This window comes from Amycolatopsis sp. NPDC034160, from assembly GCF_055575355.1.
This window is the reverse complement of sequence record NZ_JBVISU010000016.1, coordinates 89,137-103,399: the sequence shown is the minus strand read 5'-3', so window position 1 is coordinate 103,399 and position 14,263 is coordinate 89,137. Positions and strand designations below refer to the sequence as shown.

General features: G+C 65.7%; 30 protein-coding genes and 1 pseudogene. All 31 read right to left on the bottom strand.

Features of this window, described 5'->3' with window-relative positions; all coding sequences use genetic code 11:
• Nucleotides 1–61: 61 nt before the first annotated feature.
• The 31 genes and pseudogenes from ACZ54P_RS28125 to ACZ54P_RS27975 all read right to left on the bottom strand — a co-directional run bounded on the left by ACZ54P_RS28125 (nucleotide 62) and on the right by ACZ54P_RS27975 (nucleotide 14,254).
• Complete coding sequence (locus ACZ54P_RS28125; protein ID WP_465464578.1) at nucleotides 62–430, bottom strand: hypothetical protein; 369 nt, start codon at nucleotides 428–430, stop codon at nucleotides 62–64.
• Nucleotides 431–594: 164 nt separating this feature from the next.
• Nucleotides 595–1,413 carry a hypothetical protein gene (locus tag ACZ54P_RS28120; RefSeq protein ID WP_465464577.1) on the bottom strand — a complete coding sequence of 273 codons (819 nt, stop codon included), beginning with the start codon at nucleotides 1,411–1,413 and terminating at the stop codon, nucleotides 595–597.
• Entirely contained in the window at nucleotides 1,410–2,219 is an 810-nt protein-coding gene (locus ACZ54P_RS28115) for a phosphoadenosine phosphosulfate reductase domain-containing protein (protein ID WP_465464576.1), read from the bottom strand. The genes ACZ54P_RS28120 and ACZ54P_RS28115 overlap by 4 nt, the downstream gene beginning before the upstream one ends.
• 319 nt (nucleotides 2,220–2,538) lie before the next feature.
• The gene (locus ACZ54P_RS28110) at nucleotides 2,539–2,766 is read right to left on the bottom strand and encodes a hypothetical protein (protein WP_465464575.1); all 228 of its coding nucleotides are present in this window, start codon (nucleotides 2,764–2,766) and stop codon (nucleotides 2,539–2,541) included.
• Nucleotides 2,763–3,173, bottom strand: coding sequence for a hypothetical protein (locus ACZ54P_RS28105; RefSeq protein ID WP_465464574.1), 411 nt, complete (start codon nucleotides 3,171–3,173; stop codon nucleotides 2,763–2,765). Before ACZ54P_RS28105 ends, ACZ54P_RS28110 begins: the two co-directional genes overlap by 4 nt.
• Entirely contained in the window at nucleotides 3,170–3,517 is a 348-nt protein-coding gene (locus tag ACZ54P_RS28100; RefSeq protein ID WP_465464573.1) for a hypothetical protein, read from the bottom strand. The genes ACZ54P_RS28105 and ACZ54P_RS28100 overlap by 4 nt, the downstream gene beginning before the upstream one ends.
• Nucleotides 3,514–3,759: a hypothetical protein gene (locus tag ACZ54P_RS28095; protein WP_465464572.1), complete on the bottom strand. Its 246-nt coding sequence runs from the start codon at nucleotides 3,757–3,759 to the stop codon at nucleotides 3,514–3,516. The genes ACZ54P_RS28100 and ACZ54P_RS28095 overlap by 4 nt, the downstream gene beginning before the upstream one ends.
• Nucleotides 3,756–4,097 (bottom strand): hypothetical protein, encoded by a 342-nt coding sequence (locus ACZ54P_RS28090; protein ID WP_465464571.1) that lies wholly within the window; start codon nucleotides 4,095–4,097, stop codon nucleotides 3,756–3,758. The genes ACZ54P_RS28095 and ACZ54P_RS28090 overlap by 4 nt, the downstream gene beginning before the upstream one ends.
• Nucleotides 4,094–4,492 (bottom strand): hypothetical protein, encoded by a 399-nt coding sequence (locus tag ACZ54P_RS28085; RefSeq protein WP_465464570.1) that lies wholly within the window; start codon nucleotides 4,490–4,492, stop codon nucleotides 4,094–4,096. The genes ACZ54P_RS28090 and ACZ54P_RS28085 overlap by 4 nt, the downstream gene beginning before the upstream one ends.
• Entirely contained in the window at nucleotides 4,489–5,424 is a 936-nt protein-coding gene (locus ACZ54P_RS28080) for a hypothetical protein (RefSeq protein ID WP_465464569.1), read from the bottom strand. Before ACZ54P_RS28080 ends, ACZ54P_RS28085 begins: the two co-directional genes overlap by 4 nt.
• Entirely contained in the window at nucleotides 5,421–5,717 is a 297-nt protein-coding gene (locus ACZ54P_RS28075; RefSeq protein ID WP_465464568.1) for a hypothetical protein, read from the bottom strand. Before ACZ54P_RS28075 ends, ACZ54P_RS28080 begins: the two co-directional genes overlap by 4 nt.
• 239 nt (nucleotides 5,718–5,956) lie before the next feature.
• Nucleotides 5,957–6,454 (bottom strand): HNH endonuclease, encoded by a 498-nt coding sequence (locus tag ACZ54P_RS28070; RefSeq protein ID WP_465464567.1) that lies wholly within the window; start codon nucleotides 6,452–6,454, stop codon nucleotides 5,957–5,959.
• Nucleotides 6,451–7,029 carry a hypothetical protein gene (locus ACZ54P_RS28065; RefSeq protein ID WP_465464566.1) on the bottom strand — a complete coding sequence of 193 codons (579 nt, stop codon included), beginning with the start codon at nucleotides 7,027–7,029 and terminating at the stop codon, nucleotides 6,451–6,453. Before ACZ54P_RS28065 ends, ACZ54P_RS28070 begins: the two co-directional genes overlap by 4 nt.
• Nucleotides 7,026–7,340: a hypothetical protein gene (locus tag ACZ54P_RS28060; protein WP_465464565.1), complete on the bottom strand. Its 315-nt coding sequence runs from the start codon at nucleotides 7,338–7,340 to the stop codon at nucleotides 7,026–7,028. The genes ACZ54P_RS28065 and ACZ54P_RS28060 overlap by 4 nt, the downstream gene beginning before the upstream one ends.
• 167 nt (nucleotides 7,341–7,507) lie before the next feature.
• Nucleotides 7,508–7,744: pseudogene (locus ACZ54P_RS28055) on the bottom strand (WhiB family transcriptional regulator); the annotation flags it as partial.
• Nucleotides 7,745–7,815: 71 nt separating this feature from the next.
• On the bottom strand, nucleotides 7,816–8,112 hold the full coding sequence (locus ACZ54P_RS28050; RefSeq protein WP_465464564.1) for a hypothetical protein: 297 nt from the start codon (nucleotides 8,110–8,112) through the stop codon (nucleotides 7,816–7,818).
• Between the two features lie 96 nt (nucleotides 8,113–8,208).
• A complete protein-coding gene (locus ACZ54P_RS28045) occupies nucleotides 8,209–8,523 on the bottom strand; it encodes a hypothetical protein (protein WP_465464563.1) in 315 nt (104 codons plus the stop codon).
• 100 nt (nucleotides 8,524–8,623) lie between these two features.
• Entirely contained in the window at nucleotides 8,624–9,511 is an 888-nt protein-coding gene (locus ACZ54P_RS28040; RefSeq protein WP_465464562.1) for a hypothetical protein, read from the bottom strand.
• Nucleotides 9,508–9,864 carry a hypothetical protein gene (locus tag ACZ54P_RS28035; protein WP_465464561.1) on the bottom strand — a complete coding sequence of 119 codons (357 nt, stop codon included), beginning with the start codon at nucleotides 9,862–9,864 and terminating at the stop codon, nucleotides 9,508–9,510. Before ACZ54P_RS28035 ends, ACZ54P_RS28040 begins: the two co-directional genes overlap by 4 nt.
• Nucleotides 9,861–10,022, bottom strand: coding sequence for a hypothetical protein (locus tag ACZ54P_RS28030; RefSeq protein ID WP_465464560.1), 162 nt, complete (start codon nucleotides 10,020–10,022; stop codon nucleotides 9,861–9,863). The genes ACZ54P_RS28035 and ACZ54P_RS28030 overlap by 4 nt, the downstream gene beginning before the upstream one ends.
• Nucleotides 10,022–10,366, bottom strand: a complete 345-nt coding sequence (locus ACZ54P_RS28025) for a hypothetical protein (RefSeq protein WP_465464559.1) — start codon at nucleotides 10,364–10,366, stop codon at nucleotides 10,022–10,024. Before ACZ54P_RS28025 ends, ACZ54P_RS28030 begins: the two co-directional genes overlap by 1 nt.
• Nucleotides 10,363–10,932 (bottom strand): hypothetical protein, encoded by a 570-nt coding sequence (locus ACZ54P_RS28020; RefSeq protein WP_465464558.1) that lies wholly within the window; start codon nucleotides 10,930–10,932, stop codon nucleotides 10,363–10,365. Before ACZ54P_RS28020 ends, ACZ54P_RS28025 begins: the two co-directional genes overlap by 4 nt.
• Nucleotides 10,919–11,497 carry a hypothetical protein gene (locus ACZ54P_RS28015; protein ID WP_465464557.1) on the bottom strand — a complete coding sequence of 193 codons (579 nt, stop codon included), beginning with the start codon at nucleotides 11,495–11,497 and terminating at the stop codon, nucleotides 10,919–10,921. The genes ACZ54P_RS28020 and ACZ54P_RS28015 overlap by 14 nt, the downstream gene beginning before the upstream one ends.
• Nucleotides 11,494–11,811, bottom strand: coding sequence for a hypothetical protein (locus ACZ54P_RS28010; protein WP_465464556.1), 318 nt, complete (start codon nucleotides 11,809–11,811; stop codon nucleotides 11,494–11,496). Before ACZ54P_RS28010 ends, ACZ54P_RS28015 begins: the two co-directional genes overlap by 4 nt.
• A gap of 115 nt (nucleotides 11,812–11,926) precedes the next feature.
• Nucleotides 11,927–12,298 carry a hypothetical protein gene (locus ACZ54P_RS28005; protein ID WP_465464555.1) on the bottom strand — a complete coding sequence of 124 codons (372 nt, stop codon included), beginning with the start codon at nucleotides 12,296–12,298 and terminating at the stop codon, nucleotides 11,927–11,929.
• Entirely contained in the window at nucleotides 12,295–12,483 is a 189-nt protein-coding gene (locus ACZ54P_RS28000; RefSeq protein ID WP_465464554.1) for a hypothetical protein, read from the bottom strand. Before ACZ54P_RS28000 ends, ACZ54P_RS28005 begins: the two co-directional genes overlap by 4 nt.
• Nucleotides 12,480–12,776, bottom strand: coding sequence for a hypothetical protein (locus tag ACZ54P_RS27995; protein ID WP_465464553.1), 297 nt, complete (start codon nucleotides 12,774–12,776; stop codon nucleotides 12,480–12,482). The genes ACZ54P_RS28000 and ACZ54P_RS27995 overlap by 4 nt, the downstream gene beginning before the upstream one ends.
• Nucleotides 12,773–13,009 (bottom strand): hypothetical protein, encoded by a 237-nt coding sequence (locus tag ACZ54P_RS27990; protein WP_465464552.1) that lies wholly within the window; start codon nucleotides 13,007–13,009, stop codon nucleotides 12,773–12,775. Before ACZ54P_RS27990 ends, ACZ54P_RS27995 begins: the two co-directional genes overlap by 4 nt.
• Complete coding sequence (locus tag ACZ54P_RS27985) at nucleotides 13,006–13,467, bottom strand: hypothetical protein (protein ID WP_465464551.1); 462 nt, start codon at nucleotides 13,465–13,467, stop codon at nucleotides 13,006–13,008. The genes ACZ54P_RS27990 and ACZ54P_RS27985 overlap by 4 nt, the downstream gene beginning before the upstream one ends.
• Nucleotides 13,468–13,664: 197 nt before the next feature.
• Nucleotides 13,665–13,916 (bottom strand): excisionase family DNA-binding protein, encoded by a 252-nt coding sequence (locus tag ACZ54P_RS27980; RefSeq protein ID WP_465464550.1) that lies wholly within the window; start codon nucleotides 13,914–13,916, stop codon nucleotides 13,665–13,667.
• A complete protein-coding gene (locus ACZ54P_RS27975) occupies nucleotides 13,913–14,254 on the bottom strand; it encodes a helix-turn-helix domain-containing protein (RefSeq protein ID WP_465464549.1) in 342 nt (113 codons plus the stop codon). Before ACZ54P_RS27975 ends, ACZ54P_RS27980 begins: the two co-directional genes overlap by 4 nt.
• Nucleotides 14,255–14,263: the final 9 nt, after the last annotated feature.

Sequence of the window (14,263 nt, the reverse complement as noted above, 5' to 3'; positions counted from 1 at the left end):
CCGTGGATGTCGCAGTCGTTGTCGTAGACGCAGTTGTCAGGGTCGGGACAGTTGCAGTCGTTCACGCGTACCTCCTGAGGGCGCGGTCGAGCCATCGGATCAGCGGTGAAGGTGCTGCGGGGTGGAGGGCGGGATTCTGTTCTCCCAGCGAACTCCCAGCTTCTCCCAGACTGGGAGTTGGGTTTTCGGTCACCGCGTCGTGGGCTTCGGCGAAGGCGACGGCGTCGAGTGCTGCCCCCAGCCGTTCCAGGGAGCTTCTCGACGGAGGGCACGAACAGGTCGGGCCATGTGACTTCCGTGCCAGTCGTTCAGTCTCGTCGAGCTTGATCTCGCGGACCACATCGGACCAGCAGGCGCCGCGGCCCATGCGGGGCAGCATGAAGGGCATGGTTGAAGCGGGGATCGGGTCGGAGGCGGGGTTGGCGGTCATCGGGGTCTCCAATCGTCTTGGGCGGTGAGGATCCCTACGGCGATGAGGTAGGCGAGGGTGTCCGAGCCGTGGAGGAAGTTCATGCAGGCGATGAGGCCCACGACGATGGCGGCGACGACAGCGAGTTCGGGGAGATGCTGTAGGTCCGTGGTCCACGGCGGCTGTCATGACGAGCCTGCCTCGGTGGGCTGGTCGCCTTGCAGCACGCCGATCGCGGCTCGGCGGACGTCTCCCGCGTCCTGGCCGCCGCGCAACAGCTCGGCGAGTGCCTTGTCGATGCGGGCCTGCAGTTGTTCCCGCCCCGCTGTTGCCCGGAGTGCCTGCTGCCGGTCGCGTTCCCTGAACCGCTCGGCGTCGGCAAGGTCCTGCTTCAGCTGGTCCCGCTCGGTGCGCATCGCGGCGAGTTCGTCCATGAACGCGTTGCGTTCCTCGGCGCGGAGGTCCCGCTCGGCGCGGACCTTCGCGGCAGCGTCCACGAGGCCGCTCCACGGCGCGGTGATGTCGAGCCCGAGCGCGACGAACACGCGGCCATAGAGGTTCGCAGCGGCGACCTGGTGCTCACGAACTTCGCGATCCAAGCGCTCGCTCTCCGCCTTCTCGACGTCCCGCTGGGCACCAACGTTTCGGACGTGCTGCCGAAGGTCCTCCAGTTCGGCCCGTAGCTTGTGAACGGTGGGGACGTCCCCGTCAGCCCACCGACGGTAGGAGACCAGCTTCCGGGCCATAGCCCGCAGCAGCAGGGACAGGCGCAGATTCTCGGCGGCGAGCCGGGCGTACTCGCGGTTCCGGTGGCTGATGTCCTCGTGCCACTTCTCCAGCGAGATCGTCTGTTCGGGGTCGGCGAGTAGACCAGCAGCGTCCAACGCGCGAGCGAGCTTCCGGTACGGCTCACGCTTCGCCGTCCCGGTCGGGGAGCCAGCGGCCCGCCACATCGCCCACGTGGCCTGCTCGACCACAGTCAGAGGATCGGGGGGAACAGTCACGACGCCTCCTGGAGGTTCGGTGGCCCATCGGTGAAACATCCGCAACCGCCCCAGTCGTCGAGGTCGAGCAGTGATGGCTGGGATTCGACGCGCCGGCGGATGACTGTCAGCGGTAGTGGCCGGGTGACGCCGCCATGGCGGTCCCGAACGATCGCGATGGGATCTTTTCCGTCGCGGGTGAGGTTGTTCATCTCGACTTCGTGCTGTTCCCAGGAGGCGAATAGCGCAGGGTTTTCGCGGGCGAGGTGCGCCCACTGCGCCTGACCGGCACGGACACAGGCGCCGGCGCAGTTGGCGTGGACGTAGCCGCGGGCATACATGGATGGAGGTTCGACGCCGTCACGCCGGACTTCCGCCAGCCAGTGATCCTTGGAGTGCAGCGGCGGTTCCGTGAGCGGGAATTCGGTTCGCCAAGGTAGCCATTTGGCTCGGTTGGTGGGGATGCGTTCGGGTTCGGTCCAGTCGAGCCCGAGGTACAGGATCGTGTCGGCGGGGTCGCAGTGTTCAGTGAGCCAGGTGCGGCAGGGAATGATCTTCAGAAGTTCGCTGCACTTCGCGACCTGGCTGTTCGACAGCCATCGTGTGTCGCGGTTGACTTGCTGTGGGTCGCGGCCGTCGGCAACCACTGTGAGGTCGACGCCGAGCCGAGCACTGGCCTCGCGGTTGAACCGGTAGTTGTCTTGGTCCTCAGCGTGGGTGTCGGCGAACAACAGCACGGCGTCGGCCGTACCGTGTTGCTGGATGACGTGGCGTGCGACAGCCCAGCTGGTGATCCCGGAGGACCACATCACGACGTGCCGGGTCACGCGGCACCTCCGTCCGGCGGGTTGGGTGTGGCTGGTGTCCACGGACCCACCAGACGAGACACCGGGGTGGAGCCGTCAGGACAGAGAGTCGCGGCGGTGGCTTCACTGCACCCGAACGTGACCCCGTCCGAAGCCTGAAGACCCCAGTGGGTGTTGAGAGCAGCGCCAGGTAGCGCCTTCCAGCGAACGAGCAGTTCGTCCGCCTTCTTCGCGCAGGTGTCGACGTCCCACCCCTGCTGGGAAGAACCGACGAAGCAGGCCACAAGCCAGGTTCTCGCGTCTGCCGGGATGGCGAAGGGCAAGAATCCGAACGGGTCGGTCACGGGTTCACTCCTTCCGTGTGCGACCACATGGCGTTGCCGTCGGCGTCGAGGTAGGTGACGCGCCACGTCGGATGGGCGGAGCCGTCGTGGGTGTCGCCGTCGAACCGGACACGCAGATGTGCGTCGTTCGCTCCGTTGATCACGCCGGGTTTGCCGTCGACGACAACGCGGCCGCGTTGCCTTGCAGGGACGCCGTAGTAGTCGCGGATGTACTGCAAGCTCACGACCCATCTCCTTCCGTGTGCAGGATGGAACGAGCGAAAGCGAGAGCGGCCTCGTGCTCGCTGGACATGGCGTCGGAACGCCCTGAGGTGCCAGCCCAGAAGTGCTGCTGTCTGGCGCACACGTCGAGGAACGCCGCGAGCAGGCCAGCTTTGTCCGGCCCCATGAGAGCGATCCACTCGGCGTCCGGGCGGTTGATGTGCATCGGGAACGAACAGCAGTCGCCCGAGTCCGGCCCGTCGATGACGTCGATCTGCCACGCCCACGGCTTGGGTTCTGTGCAGGATGGGCAGTGGCAGCCGTCCGTGATCCTGAAGATCGGCAAGGCGGCCCACGGGCCTTTCGTGGATTCTGCTGCCATCTCGCGGAGTCGGGTGGCTGCTGCTCGGAGTTCTTCGGCGGGTGTCACGAGCTGGCTCCTTCCGTGTGCGGGGAGGGCGGGTAGTCGGCGGTGAACATGACCCCGGCGCGACCCTTCTGGGGGTCGCGAAGCCACGTCAGGTCGCCGCCCTGGTAGCCCAGTCGGAACCAGCTGACTTCGGGTTTGGTCGCGATCAGGTCACCGTCGAACCAGTTCTTGATGGCGCGGTCGGCGAGCGCTCGTGCCCGCTCGACGTCGTGGGTTCCGATCACAACCGCGCCGCAACCGTCGTTCACGGGGGACGCGTTGTCGTTCTCCCACCGCCAGGCCACGATCTTGCGCGGGCGGTAGGTCTTCCCGTTCGGGCGTGTGATCACCTGCAGGTCGGTCACTGCTTGTCCTCCCGTTCAGCACGGGCAACCCAGACCGTCCACAGGCCACAACCAGGGCACTGACGCTGATCGTGGGTTTGCAGCATCTCTTCGGCCCATTCAGCGGCATCGACGTAGCCAAGGTTGGTCTGGTCGTACTCGCCGCACTTCGGGTCGCATCCGGGCCTGGTGTCGAAGCGGATGCAGCGGCGGTGCGGGCTGCCTGGAGGATCGGTGACGCCTTCGCAGATGATGATCGTCACGACTGGCTCCCCTCCCGTTCAGCACGGGCACGAGCAACGACGGCCTGCCACTCCGACTCGGTCGGTAGCGGAGTGACCTCCATGCCGGGACCGCCGCCGAGATAGGTGGCGTACCTCCACGGTTCGGCGGCTGGTCCAGAAACCATCCGATGCCCGTCCATGACCGAGACCCCTGCGGGCACCGTGTCGCCCTGGAAGAACACGCGCCGATGCGCTTGGTGTTCGGCGATCAGTTTCAGGATGTGTTCTGCTGCCTCGTCCCCAGTGGACGCCCACGCCTCATGGTTGAGGACGTTGTCCACGAATGTGGCGATCTTGGTACGCAGGGGTTCAGTCATGACTGTTTCACCTCAACCCACGGGCCAGCCGGGCAACGCCGCGCGAGCACCCGAGCACCCGGGAGGGATCCGTCGACCCATCGGCGGGCCTCAGCCTCGTTACGGCACGGACGCCCCTTCGACTCGCCGGGAACCAGCCATCCCCATTCCCATTCGGTCTCGTCAGCGGGTAGCGGGGATGACGCGAGGTTCCGCAACGCCTCAAGGTCGCGGGCGAACAGCGGCGGCATCTCGTCCTCGGTACCGGGCAACACGCACGGGTATAGGCGGCCGTCGCCGTACCAGGACAGGAACTCCCCCACTCGCTCGGCGGCGCGGGCCGGGTCCGGCAGGTCGTAGGAGTCACCATCGATACCGTCCGGCTGGTCCACGTCGGCAGTCTTCTGTTCGGTCACGACTGGCCTCCCTGCTTCTTGTCGTCGGGAAGCGGGGAAGGCGTGTAGTTGCCGCAAACGCCGTAGCAGCCGCTGTTCTCGTGGTGTGCCGCACCGTGCTGGCAGTTCGAGCACTCGCCCCACAGCGGGGACGATGGCCGTTCGCGGCCGTGGCCGAGAAGTTCGATGCCGATCATGCGGCCATCGGCCGTCCAGTCGATCACCGTCGAGGCTTCCTCGGTGCTGCGGTGCACCGGCTCTTCGAGGACCTGGACGTACCACGGGTCGTTGTCGCTTCCGACCACGATCGTCCCGGCCAACTCCTTCTCGCCCTCGGGTAGCGGGGGACGCCAGCCCGCAGCGACCAAGGCGTCCCTGAAGTCCATCGCCTGGTGGGTCATGACCTTCCCGCTGTCGAACCCGACCTCGCGGACGATGAAGTCCCGGATCGGTTCGAGTTCGGGGCTGAGCTCGACACCGCCTTGATCTTCTGACGAAACCTGTGACGAAACGACTCCCCCATCCCGGCACTCCGGGGACCCCGTGTTCGTGGCACCACGACCCGACGAGGCAGGCGGAACGGGCAACACCTCAACGACGTCCTTGATGTAGATCCGGACACCGTCGTCGCGTCGAACCGTGGCGGGCTCGTCGACCGGGTTCTCCGGTGCCTCAAGGACGCCTTCGACGGTTTCGTGAACACGACCGAACTGGGTCGCGATCACCCGGTCGCCGGGCTTCGCCTCCGGGGTGGGGTCGGGAAGCACCTCCGTCAGCGGTCCGGCGAGCTTGGCCAGCAGATCCCACGGAGCTGTCTCGTTCCACGCCGTCATCCACGTACCGACGTCGGCGTTCCACGTCCACGTCGTCGCGCGGCGGTCCTTCAACGCAGGCTTGTCGGCGGGTTCCGGGTCGCCCTTGGTCCACTGTCGGGGTTCACGTGGCTCGGTCACGACACACCACCAGCGGGCTCGTAAGTCGCTTCGAAGATGTCCGGCTTGCACGGGTAAAAGCCCTTGCTGTCCTTGATCACCCATTCGCCGGTCTCGATCTTGGACCAGTTCTCGTTCGCCGCGACCCAGATCATCGCGGTGTAGCGCTTGCCCGTGAACTGGCCTCGGATCGGCTGCTCGGCACGCTGGAAGTCGCCTTCCATCCACGCATGGAGGGCGACGCCGTTGTCTCCTGTCCACTGCATCGCCTGGATCTCGACGGGCTTCTTGCGGAACGTTTTCGCGTCACTCACTTTGTGTCTCCTTCAGACAGTCACAGAGGGGGTTCAATCGGTCGGCTCGTACGGCACGTATGGCCCGTGCGCTTTCTCCCACAACCGCGCCGGCGCCAGGTGCGGCTTGCAATCCAGACATGGCACCGCGGGGTCTGCGTCCCGATCCACCCAGCCACTGCGGCACCGCGGGTCGTGTACCGGCTCGACGGTCTCCTCTGGGTTTTCCTCGATCGGCTCCCCGAACCGGTCCAGCGCGTTCACCGCAACCGCCGAGGATCAGTCACGAACGTGATCTCGTGGCAACTCCCGCAGTAGGCCGTCGTCTTCGGTGCGTCAACGAACCGGCGGCTATGAAACGAGGGCCCGTAGTTCAGCTCCCATGTCGCGACGCACACGTCGCAGGAGTGCGTGACCGGCACGACGAACTGGTCGAACTCGGTGCGGTAGTTGCTGCGCCCCGTGTTGCACGGGTTACACAGGCTTCGGAGGTTCTCAGAGGTGTCCTTGCCGCCGGCGGACCACGGGACGATGTGGTCGAGCTCGAGCAGGCCGCCGTGGTGTCCGCAGAAGCGGCACCGGTTGTCGTCGCGTTCGCGAATGAGGCGGCGGGTGAGGCGGCTGATCTGTTCGCGCTTCCCCGTCCGGATGACCGGCCACCGTTCCCCGACGGCCACTGGTGCGTTGACGTCGGGCTGGTCGCTCCTGCCGGTGAGGGCATGAAGAACGCTGAAGAAGCCAAGGATCTGGTTGTTCATGCCGTCTCCCGGTTGGGGTTGCACGCGGGGCATCGCTTCGGGGTGCCGTCGTCGAGTTCGATCTGGCGGGTGCGTTCGTCGCAGTCGCCACACCACTCGGGGACGGTGCGGAGGTTTGAATTTCTACCCACTCCCCTTCCCCCTTTAGGGGGGGTCGGGTCGGGTCGGGTCGGGGAAGGCGTACGCACGCCGTTACTAACGCCGTTACCAACGTTGTTACGTGTGCCTGTTTTCCTGGACTCTCGCCACTTTTGGACACGTTTCTTGGTCGCTTCCCGCTCCGCCAAAACCTTCTCCGCAGACGGGTTGTAGTCGTGAAAGTCGTGGAAGAGGTAGCCCGGTTCGTCGTCCTGAACCACAGTTATCCACAGGCCCACGTCGACGAGGCGGCGCGCGAACTTCTCCTTCGGGTCGTATCGGCGCACCTCCTCGGCGGGCACGAAACCGTCTGTGGTGTGGTCGGACGACCACGATCCACACAACGTCCACAAGCCCATCGCGGGCAACCGGTCGGCGCCGAGCTTCCGGACCTTACGGTTCCCCGGAAGCTTGTCGTCCACCTTGAACCAGGTCACGCGGCAGTCCTGTTCTTCCAGCCGGACAACTCGCCGGCGATCGTCGGGTCGACCCCATTGCCCAGCAGGCGCTCGTACTCCGCGGTCACCCGGTACCAACCGAGCAGTTCAGACGGCGTCGCCTCATCGGGCACCAGGGCGGCGCACACCACCGCCAACGCTTCGCCGGGATCGCACCGCCCGCCCGTGGCGAGAATGGCCGCAGCGAACGCTTCGGCCACCTCATTCGAGTCGCCAGCGCGGACCGCACCGATGAGTTGCAATGCGACCGGTACGAGAGTGTCTGTGAGGGGATCCCCGGTGAGGCTCATGCCACCGCACCCCGATTCGCACGGGTGAGGCTCTTGACAGTTCCCATAGAGACCCCGACCGCTTCCGCGATCTTGGTGCAGCTCAGTCCCGTCGCGGCGAGTTCGTAGACCTGAGCGACCTGCTCAGGGGTCGGCGGTATGTAGGGGGCTTTCGGCCGGACGTGCGTGAGTTTGCGACGTTCCCGTTCGGAGAGTCCTCCCCATATGCCGAACCGTTCCTCGCGTTCAAGGGCATAGGCGAGGCACGCTTCCTTGACCTCGCAACCGAGGCAGATCCGCTTGGCTTCGCGGGTGGAGCCGCCCTTCTCCGGGAAGAACGCGTCCGGATCGGTCTCGGCGCACAGGGCGTCGTCTTGCCATAGTGGACGGTCCCGCAGGTCCTCGAAGATCTGGTTGGGGTTCATGGCTCACCTCCTCGGGGTGGTTGGGGTGGTGCTGCCCGGGCATCGGCAAGGAATGCCCGGACAGCACCGGCTCAGGCGGGCTGTGCTGTCGCGAACTTGTTGTGGCAGACCACCCAATCGATGGAGCCTCGGACGGTCGCGAGATCGGAGTAGTTGTCGTCGTCGTTCTCGGGACATGGAGCGATTTCGACCAACCCGGCTCCAGCCACAAGCTCGATCCGCCAGCAGGTTCGAAAGTGGATGCGGAGAACGACCCCGTTTGAAGTGGCGAGTAACACGCCATCGCCAGTGTCCGTGACTGGGACTTCCTCACGGACATCCCCGTCGATCTCGATCAGGTCGTCGCTGTATCCAGATACCTCGATCACTGTTTCTGTCCTTTCGGGATGGTGATGACGGGATACGACACCGACTCGATATCCAGCAGCCACCGGTGGAACATGTCGTTGAGTTGGCGTTCAGCCTCAGTCGGAGACATCGCTCGCCCCGATCGGACGGCACACCTGGTGCTCGACCACGCCATCCCGGATGCGGCGACCGAACATGTGATCTCCGCAGTAGTGCCACCACTGCGAGTACTTCGGGATACGGCTCCGGTTGAGGCGGGCCACAGACTTGTTGAGGCACCGGTGGCGGCCGACCGTGTAGCGGCACGTCTTCGCCTCCTCCGGTGCGACGACCTCCCACTCGCCTGCGCCGAATCCGGCCTCCGGCAACCACACCCACTCGAAACCGCCCGGCGGCTCCTGGATCTCCGAAGGGGTCTTCGCTACGTCCATCTCGTCCACTTCCTTCGCAATCGGGCTTCCGTGGTCCACGGGTCATCAGGCGGGTTGCGGCGACGGAACCGGAACCGGACACGCACCCACCAACGGGCACTCATGCCGCACGCGCCAGAGCATCCTTGAGCGACCCGATCTTCACGCCGAACCTGGCAGCGACCCGCTCCGGTGACTCGGTCTCGAGCAGGAACCGGAGATCGTCCATCTCGGGCAGCTTCTTCCGCCCGCTTACCGCGGTAGCACCGACGCCCTCAGGTGTCGCGGCAGGGTCGTCGATCGTGTCGTCGTCCCACGCCATCGGCGGCGGCCAGCCGTTGGCGCGCGCGAAGTTCCGCGCCCGGGCGGCGGACATCCTGTCCCACTGGCTGACTTCGGGCGGGCGCGTGTTCCACAGCCCGTCGTAGAGCCGGTGCACGGCCCGTACCGTCCCCGCAGCTAAGCGCTCACTGTGCATCGCCGCGGCCATGTTCGACCCCGAGATACCGAGCCGGGCGCCGAGTTTCCGCTGCGACCACCCGACCGCCACCAGCGCTTGCAGCCGCCTGTGCGCACCCAAGGCGGGCACAGGGGTCCTGTCGGCGACGTTGTCCAGCACAGCCTTGACGGTGAAGATCTTCCGTTCCGTGGAGGTGCGAATTCGTTTCGTCGGCCCGCTTCTGCGATCACCGTAGATAAGCCGCCACACTGTGCGGGGTTCCATTCCGGCGAGTACCGCCACCCTGCGCCAGCCGATACCGAACTCGCGGAGCTGGGCGATGTGCTGCCTTGCTGGTTCCGCGTCCACAAGACCAACGCGGCCGTAGGCATGTCTCCGTCGCAAATCACGTTCGTAGGCGCGGGCGTCGAGGCGGCACACTTCGCACTTGCAGTGTTCGACCTTGTACTTCGTTCGCCCGTGCGGCCTGCCGGTGGAAAGTTCGACGGTGTCTCCGTGGACAGGGCAGTAGGCCTTGCCGTCCCGCTCGCACGTCTCGCAGCCACTCACGACGGCACCCGTGTTCCGCGGAAGTGGTCGTCGTGCCACGCAGCCAGCATCTGCAACGCTGCCCGCGGATCCGGGTCGAACAGCATCGGCAGGAAATCCACGAACGCGGACTGGGACACCCCCGTCCAGCACACCCCACCCAGCACCGTGCAGTCCCGGATGACGTCGTCAGCCCACCCCGTGCGGGCGTTAGGCGCGTGCACCACCACCGTCTCGTCGGTGAAGTTCAACTCCACCGCCCCGTTGGTGTTCTGGCACACGATCCCCGTACGACCGTTCGATGCCTGACCCCAGAAATGCAGGCCCGGAACGTAGTAGGTGGACGGGATCTTGAACCCGAAGTCGGTGTTCACAGCGCACTCCCGATCAGGTCGAGAAGGTAGAGGAAGGTGAAGCTGCCGAGGACGGCACCGACGACAGCGGCAAGAAGCACGAACACTGCGGTGACGGCCCAGTCGGTGAGGTGGGTGACGACGTCACCGGCGTGGGTCCACTGCTCATGGGTGACCATCACGCCACCGCCCCGTTCAGGTAGTGGAAGTCGCCGTCGTCGTCCGGGGTGACCCAGCCGTGCAGCCAGTGCCGGAACGACGTCTCCGACGGGTTGTCGGTGGACGGCACCATCCACCCGTTGTCGCGGGACAGCTTCGGGTGCGAGTGAATCCACCCGTGGCAACCGGTCGTGCCCGACCCGCACACGTCCAGCCCGTTCGACGGCAGCCACAGCCCACCCTGCGACCGGTTCTTCCGGTGCTGGAAGTTCGTGGCCCTACCGAGACACACGCCGTCGACACGGACTTCGCAGTCGCCTTCGCTTCGGAGCCGGACGATTCGGCGGCACGCCTGCTCGTTCATGCCGACTCCCGTAGAAGCGGCTCGACACCGAGCCCAGACTGGAGCATCGCGAGGTAGTCACGGAGCTCTGCCTCCGAAGCGGCCTTACTGTCTTTCCCCATGCGAGCCTTGAAGTCCGGGCCGACCTTGTGCGGGTCGATGCCCTTCTCGTCGCACAGCCGCATCAACTCCTGACGAACCAACTCCTCTGGAGTCTGTTGCGCAGGGTCCCGCTCGGCCTGCCTATTCCGGACCTCTTCCTGCGAAGCGATCCCCTTGTGCGTATCCCCGGCCAGCGCGGCGACGATCGCCCTACCCCACGCGGAGGTCTCCGCGTTCTGAAGTTCGCTGCCCCGCGTGTACGGAGTCCGACCGGGGAACACCTCGTACGCCTGGCCGATACCGGGACGCGGGTCGTCCGGGGCGCGGTAGGCCGCAGCCACAACGACGATGTACGTCTGGTCGCCGATGGACTCGATCCGGTACGGCGTCATGGGATCCGCCGGCTGCAACGACCCCTCGGGGTGTTTGGTGCGGAAGTCGACGATTCGGGAGGCGACGTCGATGTATCCCTCAGCGAACGCCATCGGTGGCCCCCTCGATCAACGCGAACGAGTCGAGCGACAACCGGCCGATCCGGAACAAGTGGATCACCTCGGAGAGAGCGTCCTTCTCGACGACGCATCGGACTTGCGGTGCCGGAACTTCCACCACCACGCCGGGAATGTCGGTCTCCCCGTTCGGCGCGATCGGTGCCCCGAGGGATGCGGACTCGGACCTCACCGCGACCTCGAAGGCCGGGTTCACCTTGGACTCTGACTTGACCAGGTGCGGGGCATGCTTGGACAGGACCGTGATCACCTCGGCGTCAGAGCCGACGATCCTCTCCGTCGTGTCCACAACGTCCGGGTAGTTGGCCTTCACCCACGCGGTGAACGCCTCACGGTTGGTGATCCGCGCGACCGGTTTCGGGTCCGTCAGGGAAAGGGCGGCGATCTTCCGCTTCGCACCCAGCGGGCTGCGGGCGGTCAACCGGTCGCCGCGTTTCATCTGGACGACCTGCTCATCTTTGGCGGCGTTGTAGAGTTCGCGGGTGTAGTCGGCCAGCACCCGCAGGGCAGCGACGTGGAGGATGGGATCGTGGTCGGTCACGACGTCACCGCCGAGTCCACCGTCTTACCCGTCGCCACCTCGTAGTCCTTGGTGTGGCACTGAAGAACGAACCGACGCCCGTCCATCCTCATCTCAGCCTTGCTGTAGCGCCTGCCGTCCGAGGTCGTGTTCCCGTGCTCGACTTTCACACCGAACCGTTCCGCGAACACATCCAGCCGACCAGCCTGCGACGCGACGAGGTGCTCGCAGAAGTAGGCGTCCATCTCGGCGAACAGCTCGGGGAACTCGTCGAACTCTGGGTGCTCGTCGAAGAACAGTGCGAGTTTCATCAGCTTGCGGGAGATCTCGCTCATCGCTTGCCGCCCTTCGGGTCCTGCTTCTTCGGCGGGACGGCCTTGTCGACCACGTCCGCGATCTTCTTGTCCGCGACCTTGTCGACCTTCTCCACAATCTTGCGGATGATGCCCATCAGAACCTCGCCTCAAATTTCTTCCACCGGCCGTTGACCAGGTGCTCGATAGGGACGTCGCGGCCGTCGTAGGACTCGCGCTGCAACCGGGCAACGAACCCTTCGGTGCCGCAGGACCAGGCGCAGCAGGTGCAGCACGAGATCTCTTCGGTGATGACCCCGTCCGCCACAACAGGTCCGGGGTCGGGCACGGGGTGGATGCGCCACGTCACCGGGTGGTCTGCGGGTTCGCCGTCACAGTTGTGGTGGCACACCTCGGGTTCGGGGTGTGCGATGGCGTTGTGTTCGGCGCGAGCCTCAGGGGACGTGACGAACACTGAGTGTTCGGCGCGTTCCTCAGGGGGCATCTGGATCTGCTGGCGCACCGTCATGACGCACCACCGAACTCAGCCGAGCGAACCGATTCCGCGACAACGCACCAGATCTCGCCGGTGCCCTCTTCGCGGACCCGCTCGCCTTGGTTGTCTTCGTAGGGCATCAGCTCACCGATGACGACAGAGCCCATGCGGTCGAGACGGTGGGCAGTAACGCGCATCCCCGTTCGCAGCTCGCTCATCGGATCACCGTCCACAGGGCACCCGAAGCCACGAACACCGCCGCCGACGCCGCACCGAACGTCACCCGCGTCCCCGACCACCGCACCAACGCCAGCCGAAGAACCAACCGACGCCACACCGACCGCTTCACCGCCGCGAACTCCACCGTCGGCGGATCCACCACCGTGTCATCCCCAGGCCACACCGGAGACGTATCCAACGCCCGCGCCTCGACGAGCTCGTCGTAGATCGGAGTCTCCCTGCGGGACAGCGGAGGACACTCACCCGACAACCAGTCCATCGCCGCGGTCATTCGGCACCGTCCTGGAAGTCTTCCCCGAACTCGCCACCGGTGTTGCACCACAACACGTGCAGCGCCAGGTTGTACGCCCGCACCTGTGCGTGATGCTCGGTCCAGAACTGGGAGTGCTTTGGGTGCACATCCCGCGACTCGATCGAACCCTGGCGAAGAACCTGCATTCGCTCGGTCGCGTGCTTCAGTCCGTTCCGCAGCTCGGCAGCTGTCTTTCGTTTCGCCGTGCTCATCGGGCACCTGCCGGGAGCTGCTCCACCGACACCTGGTCCAGGTGATCCGCGAAATGCGCCCGCGAACCCGCGTCACACGTGTTCAAGTTCTTGAACACCGACTTGAGCCAGCCATGCCGTTCCGACCAGCACCACGCATCCCCGGCCGCAGTGACCATGTACGCCAGGTCCACACCGGACTCTTCACGGTGCACGTAGAAGACAGTCGCCTGGCGCTGCCGAACCACGAACCGCCACAGGCGGGTCAGCCCGGCCCACTCGGCGTACTCCTCCGGATCCACGCCGCTGAAACCATGCTCGGCGAACTGCTCCATCGTGAACAACCCGTGGAATCCCAGCAGGTTGCTTTCCCAGAAGGACTCATCCGTGATCTGAGCGACGACACACGTCGCGCAGTCCTCGATCCACAACTGGTCGACGTCGATCCGCGTGTGCCATCCCGGTACCTTCTCGTCCAACAGAGCCACACCACGACGCACACGCGCCGCCAACGACTCCTGTCGGATACCATCTGTCTCGTTCATGAGAGTTGATCCCTTCAAGGTTGTCTCTCGTGATCAGCCCGTCTCGTGCCTCGCCCGGCGCGAGACGGGCGCCTTCATGTTTGGGAGCCGGTGGACCGAGACCGAGGGGGAGGAGCCCGGCCCACCGACGATCAGGCGGCCCGTGACCCTCGACCAGCGAGCCAGCGGTCGACCTCGGAATCCGGGACCGTGTACACCTGACCCACCGGCACCGCCCGCAACGTGCCGGCGTGGATCAGTTCGAGGACCGTGTCGTAACTGAGCCCCGTCATCTCAGCCACCTCGCGTGGCTTCCACGCCTTGCGGGGAGGGGCCTTCACGGCCTTCTCCAGTCGGGAGATGCGTTCGGCGAGCTTCTCGATCGCGGCGAGTACGGGGGTCATGCCGCGTCCTCAGCGATCCGCGTCGGCGACCTCGTCGGCCGCGGCGGCGGAGTGGGGCCCGGAGGCTCCGGCCGACGTGTGGGGTACGGCTCCCGCTTGGGCTGGTTGGGGTTTGTGTCCTCGTCCTCGACCAGCGTCGAGACCGGGACTTGGAGCACCTGAGCGATCCGCGTGAGGGTCTCCCAGGTTGTGCGGGACTGGTGTCCGCTTTCCAGGTTGTAGACGGTGACCCACGCAAGCCCAGCCTCGTCTGCGAGAGCCCGGCGCTTCAGCCCTTTTCTCACTCGTGTGGCCTGAATCTCGGATCCCCGAGGCTTGGGCCCTGGAACTTTGGTCATGCGAGTCAC

Bases quoted from the DNA above. Each gene is read 5' to 3' on its own strand.
- ACZ54P_RS28125 (WP_465464578.1), bottom strand. From the start codon at position 430: ATGACCGCCAACCCCGCCTCCGACCCGATCCCCGCTTCAACCATGCCC.
- ACZ54P_RS28090 (WP_465464571.1), bottom strand. From the start codon at position 4,097: ATGACTGAACCCCTGCGTACCAAGATCGCCACATTCGTGGACAACGTC.
- ACZ54P_RS28070 (WP_465464567.1), bottom strand. From the start codon at position 6,454: ATGAACAACCAGATCCTTGGCTTCTTCAGCGTTCTTCATGCCCTCACC.
- ACZ54P_RS28060 (WP_465464565.1), bottom strand. From the start codon at position 7,340: ATGAGCCTCACCGGGGATCCCCTCACAGACACTCTCGTACCGGTCGCA.
- ACZ54P_RS28045 (WP_465464563.1), bottom strand. From the start codon at position 8,523: ATGGACGTAGCGAAGACCCCTTCGGAGATCCAGGAGCCGCCGGGCGGT.
- ACZ54P_RS28030 (WP_465464560.1), bottom strand. From the start codon at position 10,022: ATGGTCACCCATGAGCAGTGGACCCACGCCGGTGACGTCGTCACCCAC.
- ACZ54P_RS28025 (WP_465464559.1), bottom strand. From the start codon at position 10,366: ATGAACGAGCAGGCGTGCCGCCGAATCGTCCGGCTCCGAAGCGAAGGC.
- ACZ54P_RS28020 (WP_465464558.1), bottom strand. From the start codon at position 10,932: ATGGCGTTCGCTGAGGGATACATCGACGTCGCCTCCCGAATCGTCGAC.
- ACZ54P_RS28010 (WP_465464556.1), bottom strand. From the start codon at position 11,811: ATGAGCGAGATCTCCCGCAAGCTGATGAAACTCGCACTGTTCTTCGAC.
- ACZ54P_RS28005 (WP_465464555.1), bottom strand. From the start codon at position 12,298: ATGACGGTGCGCCAGCAGATCCAGATGCCCCCTGAGGAACGCGCCGAA.
- ACZ54P_RS28000 (WP_465464554.1), bottom strand. From the start codon at position 12,483: ATGAGCGAGCTGCGAACGGGGATGCGCGTTACTGCCCACCGTCTCGAC.
- ACZ54P_RS27995 (WP_465464553.1), bottom strand. From the start codon at position 12,776: ATGACCGCGGCGATGGACTGGTTGTCGGGTGAGTGTCCTCCGCTGTCC.
- ACZ54P_RS27990 (WP_465464552.1), bottom strand. From the start codon at position 13,009: ATGAGCACGGCGAAACGAAAGACAGCTGCCGAGCTGCGGAACGGACTG.
- ACZ54P_RS27980 (WP_465464550.1), bottom strand. From the start codon at position 13,916: ATGACCCCCGTACTCGCCGCGATCGAGAAGCTCGCCGAACGCATCTCC.
- ACZ54P_RS27975 (WP_465464549.1), bottom strand. From the start codon at position 14,254: ATGACCAAAGTTCCAGGGCCCAAGCCTCGGGGATCCGAGATTCAGGCC.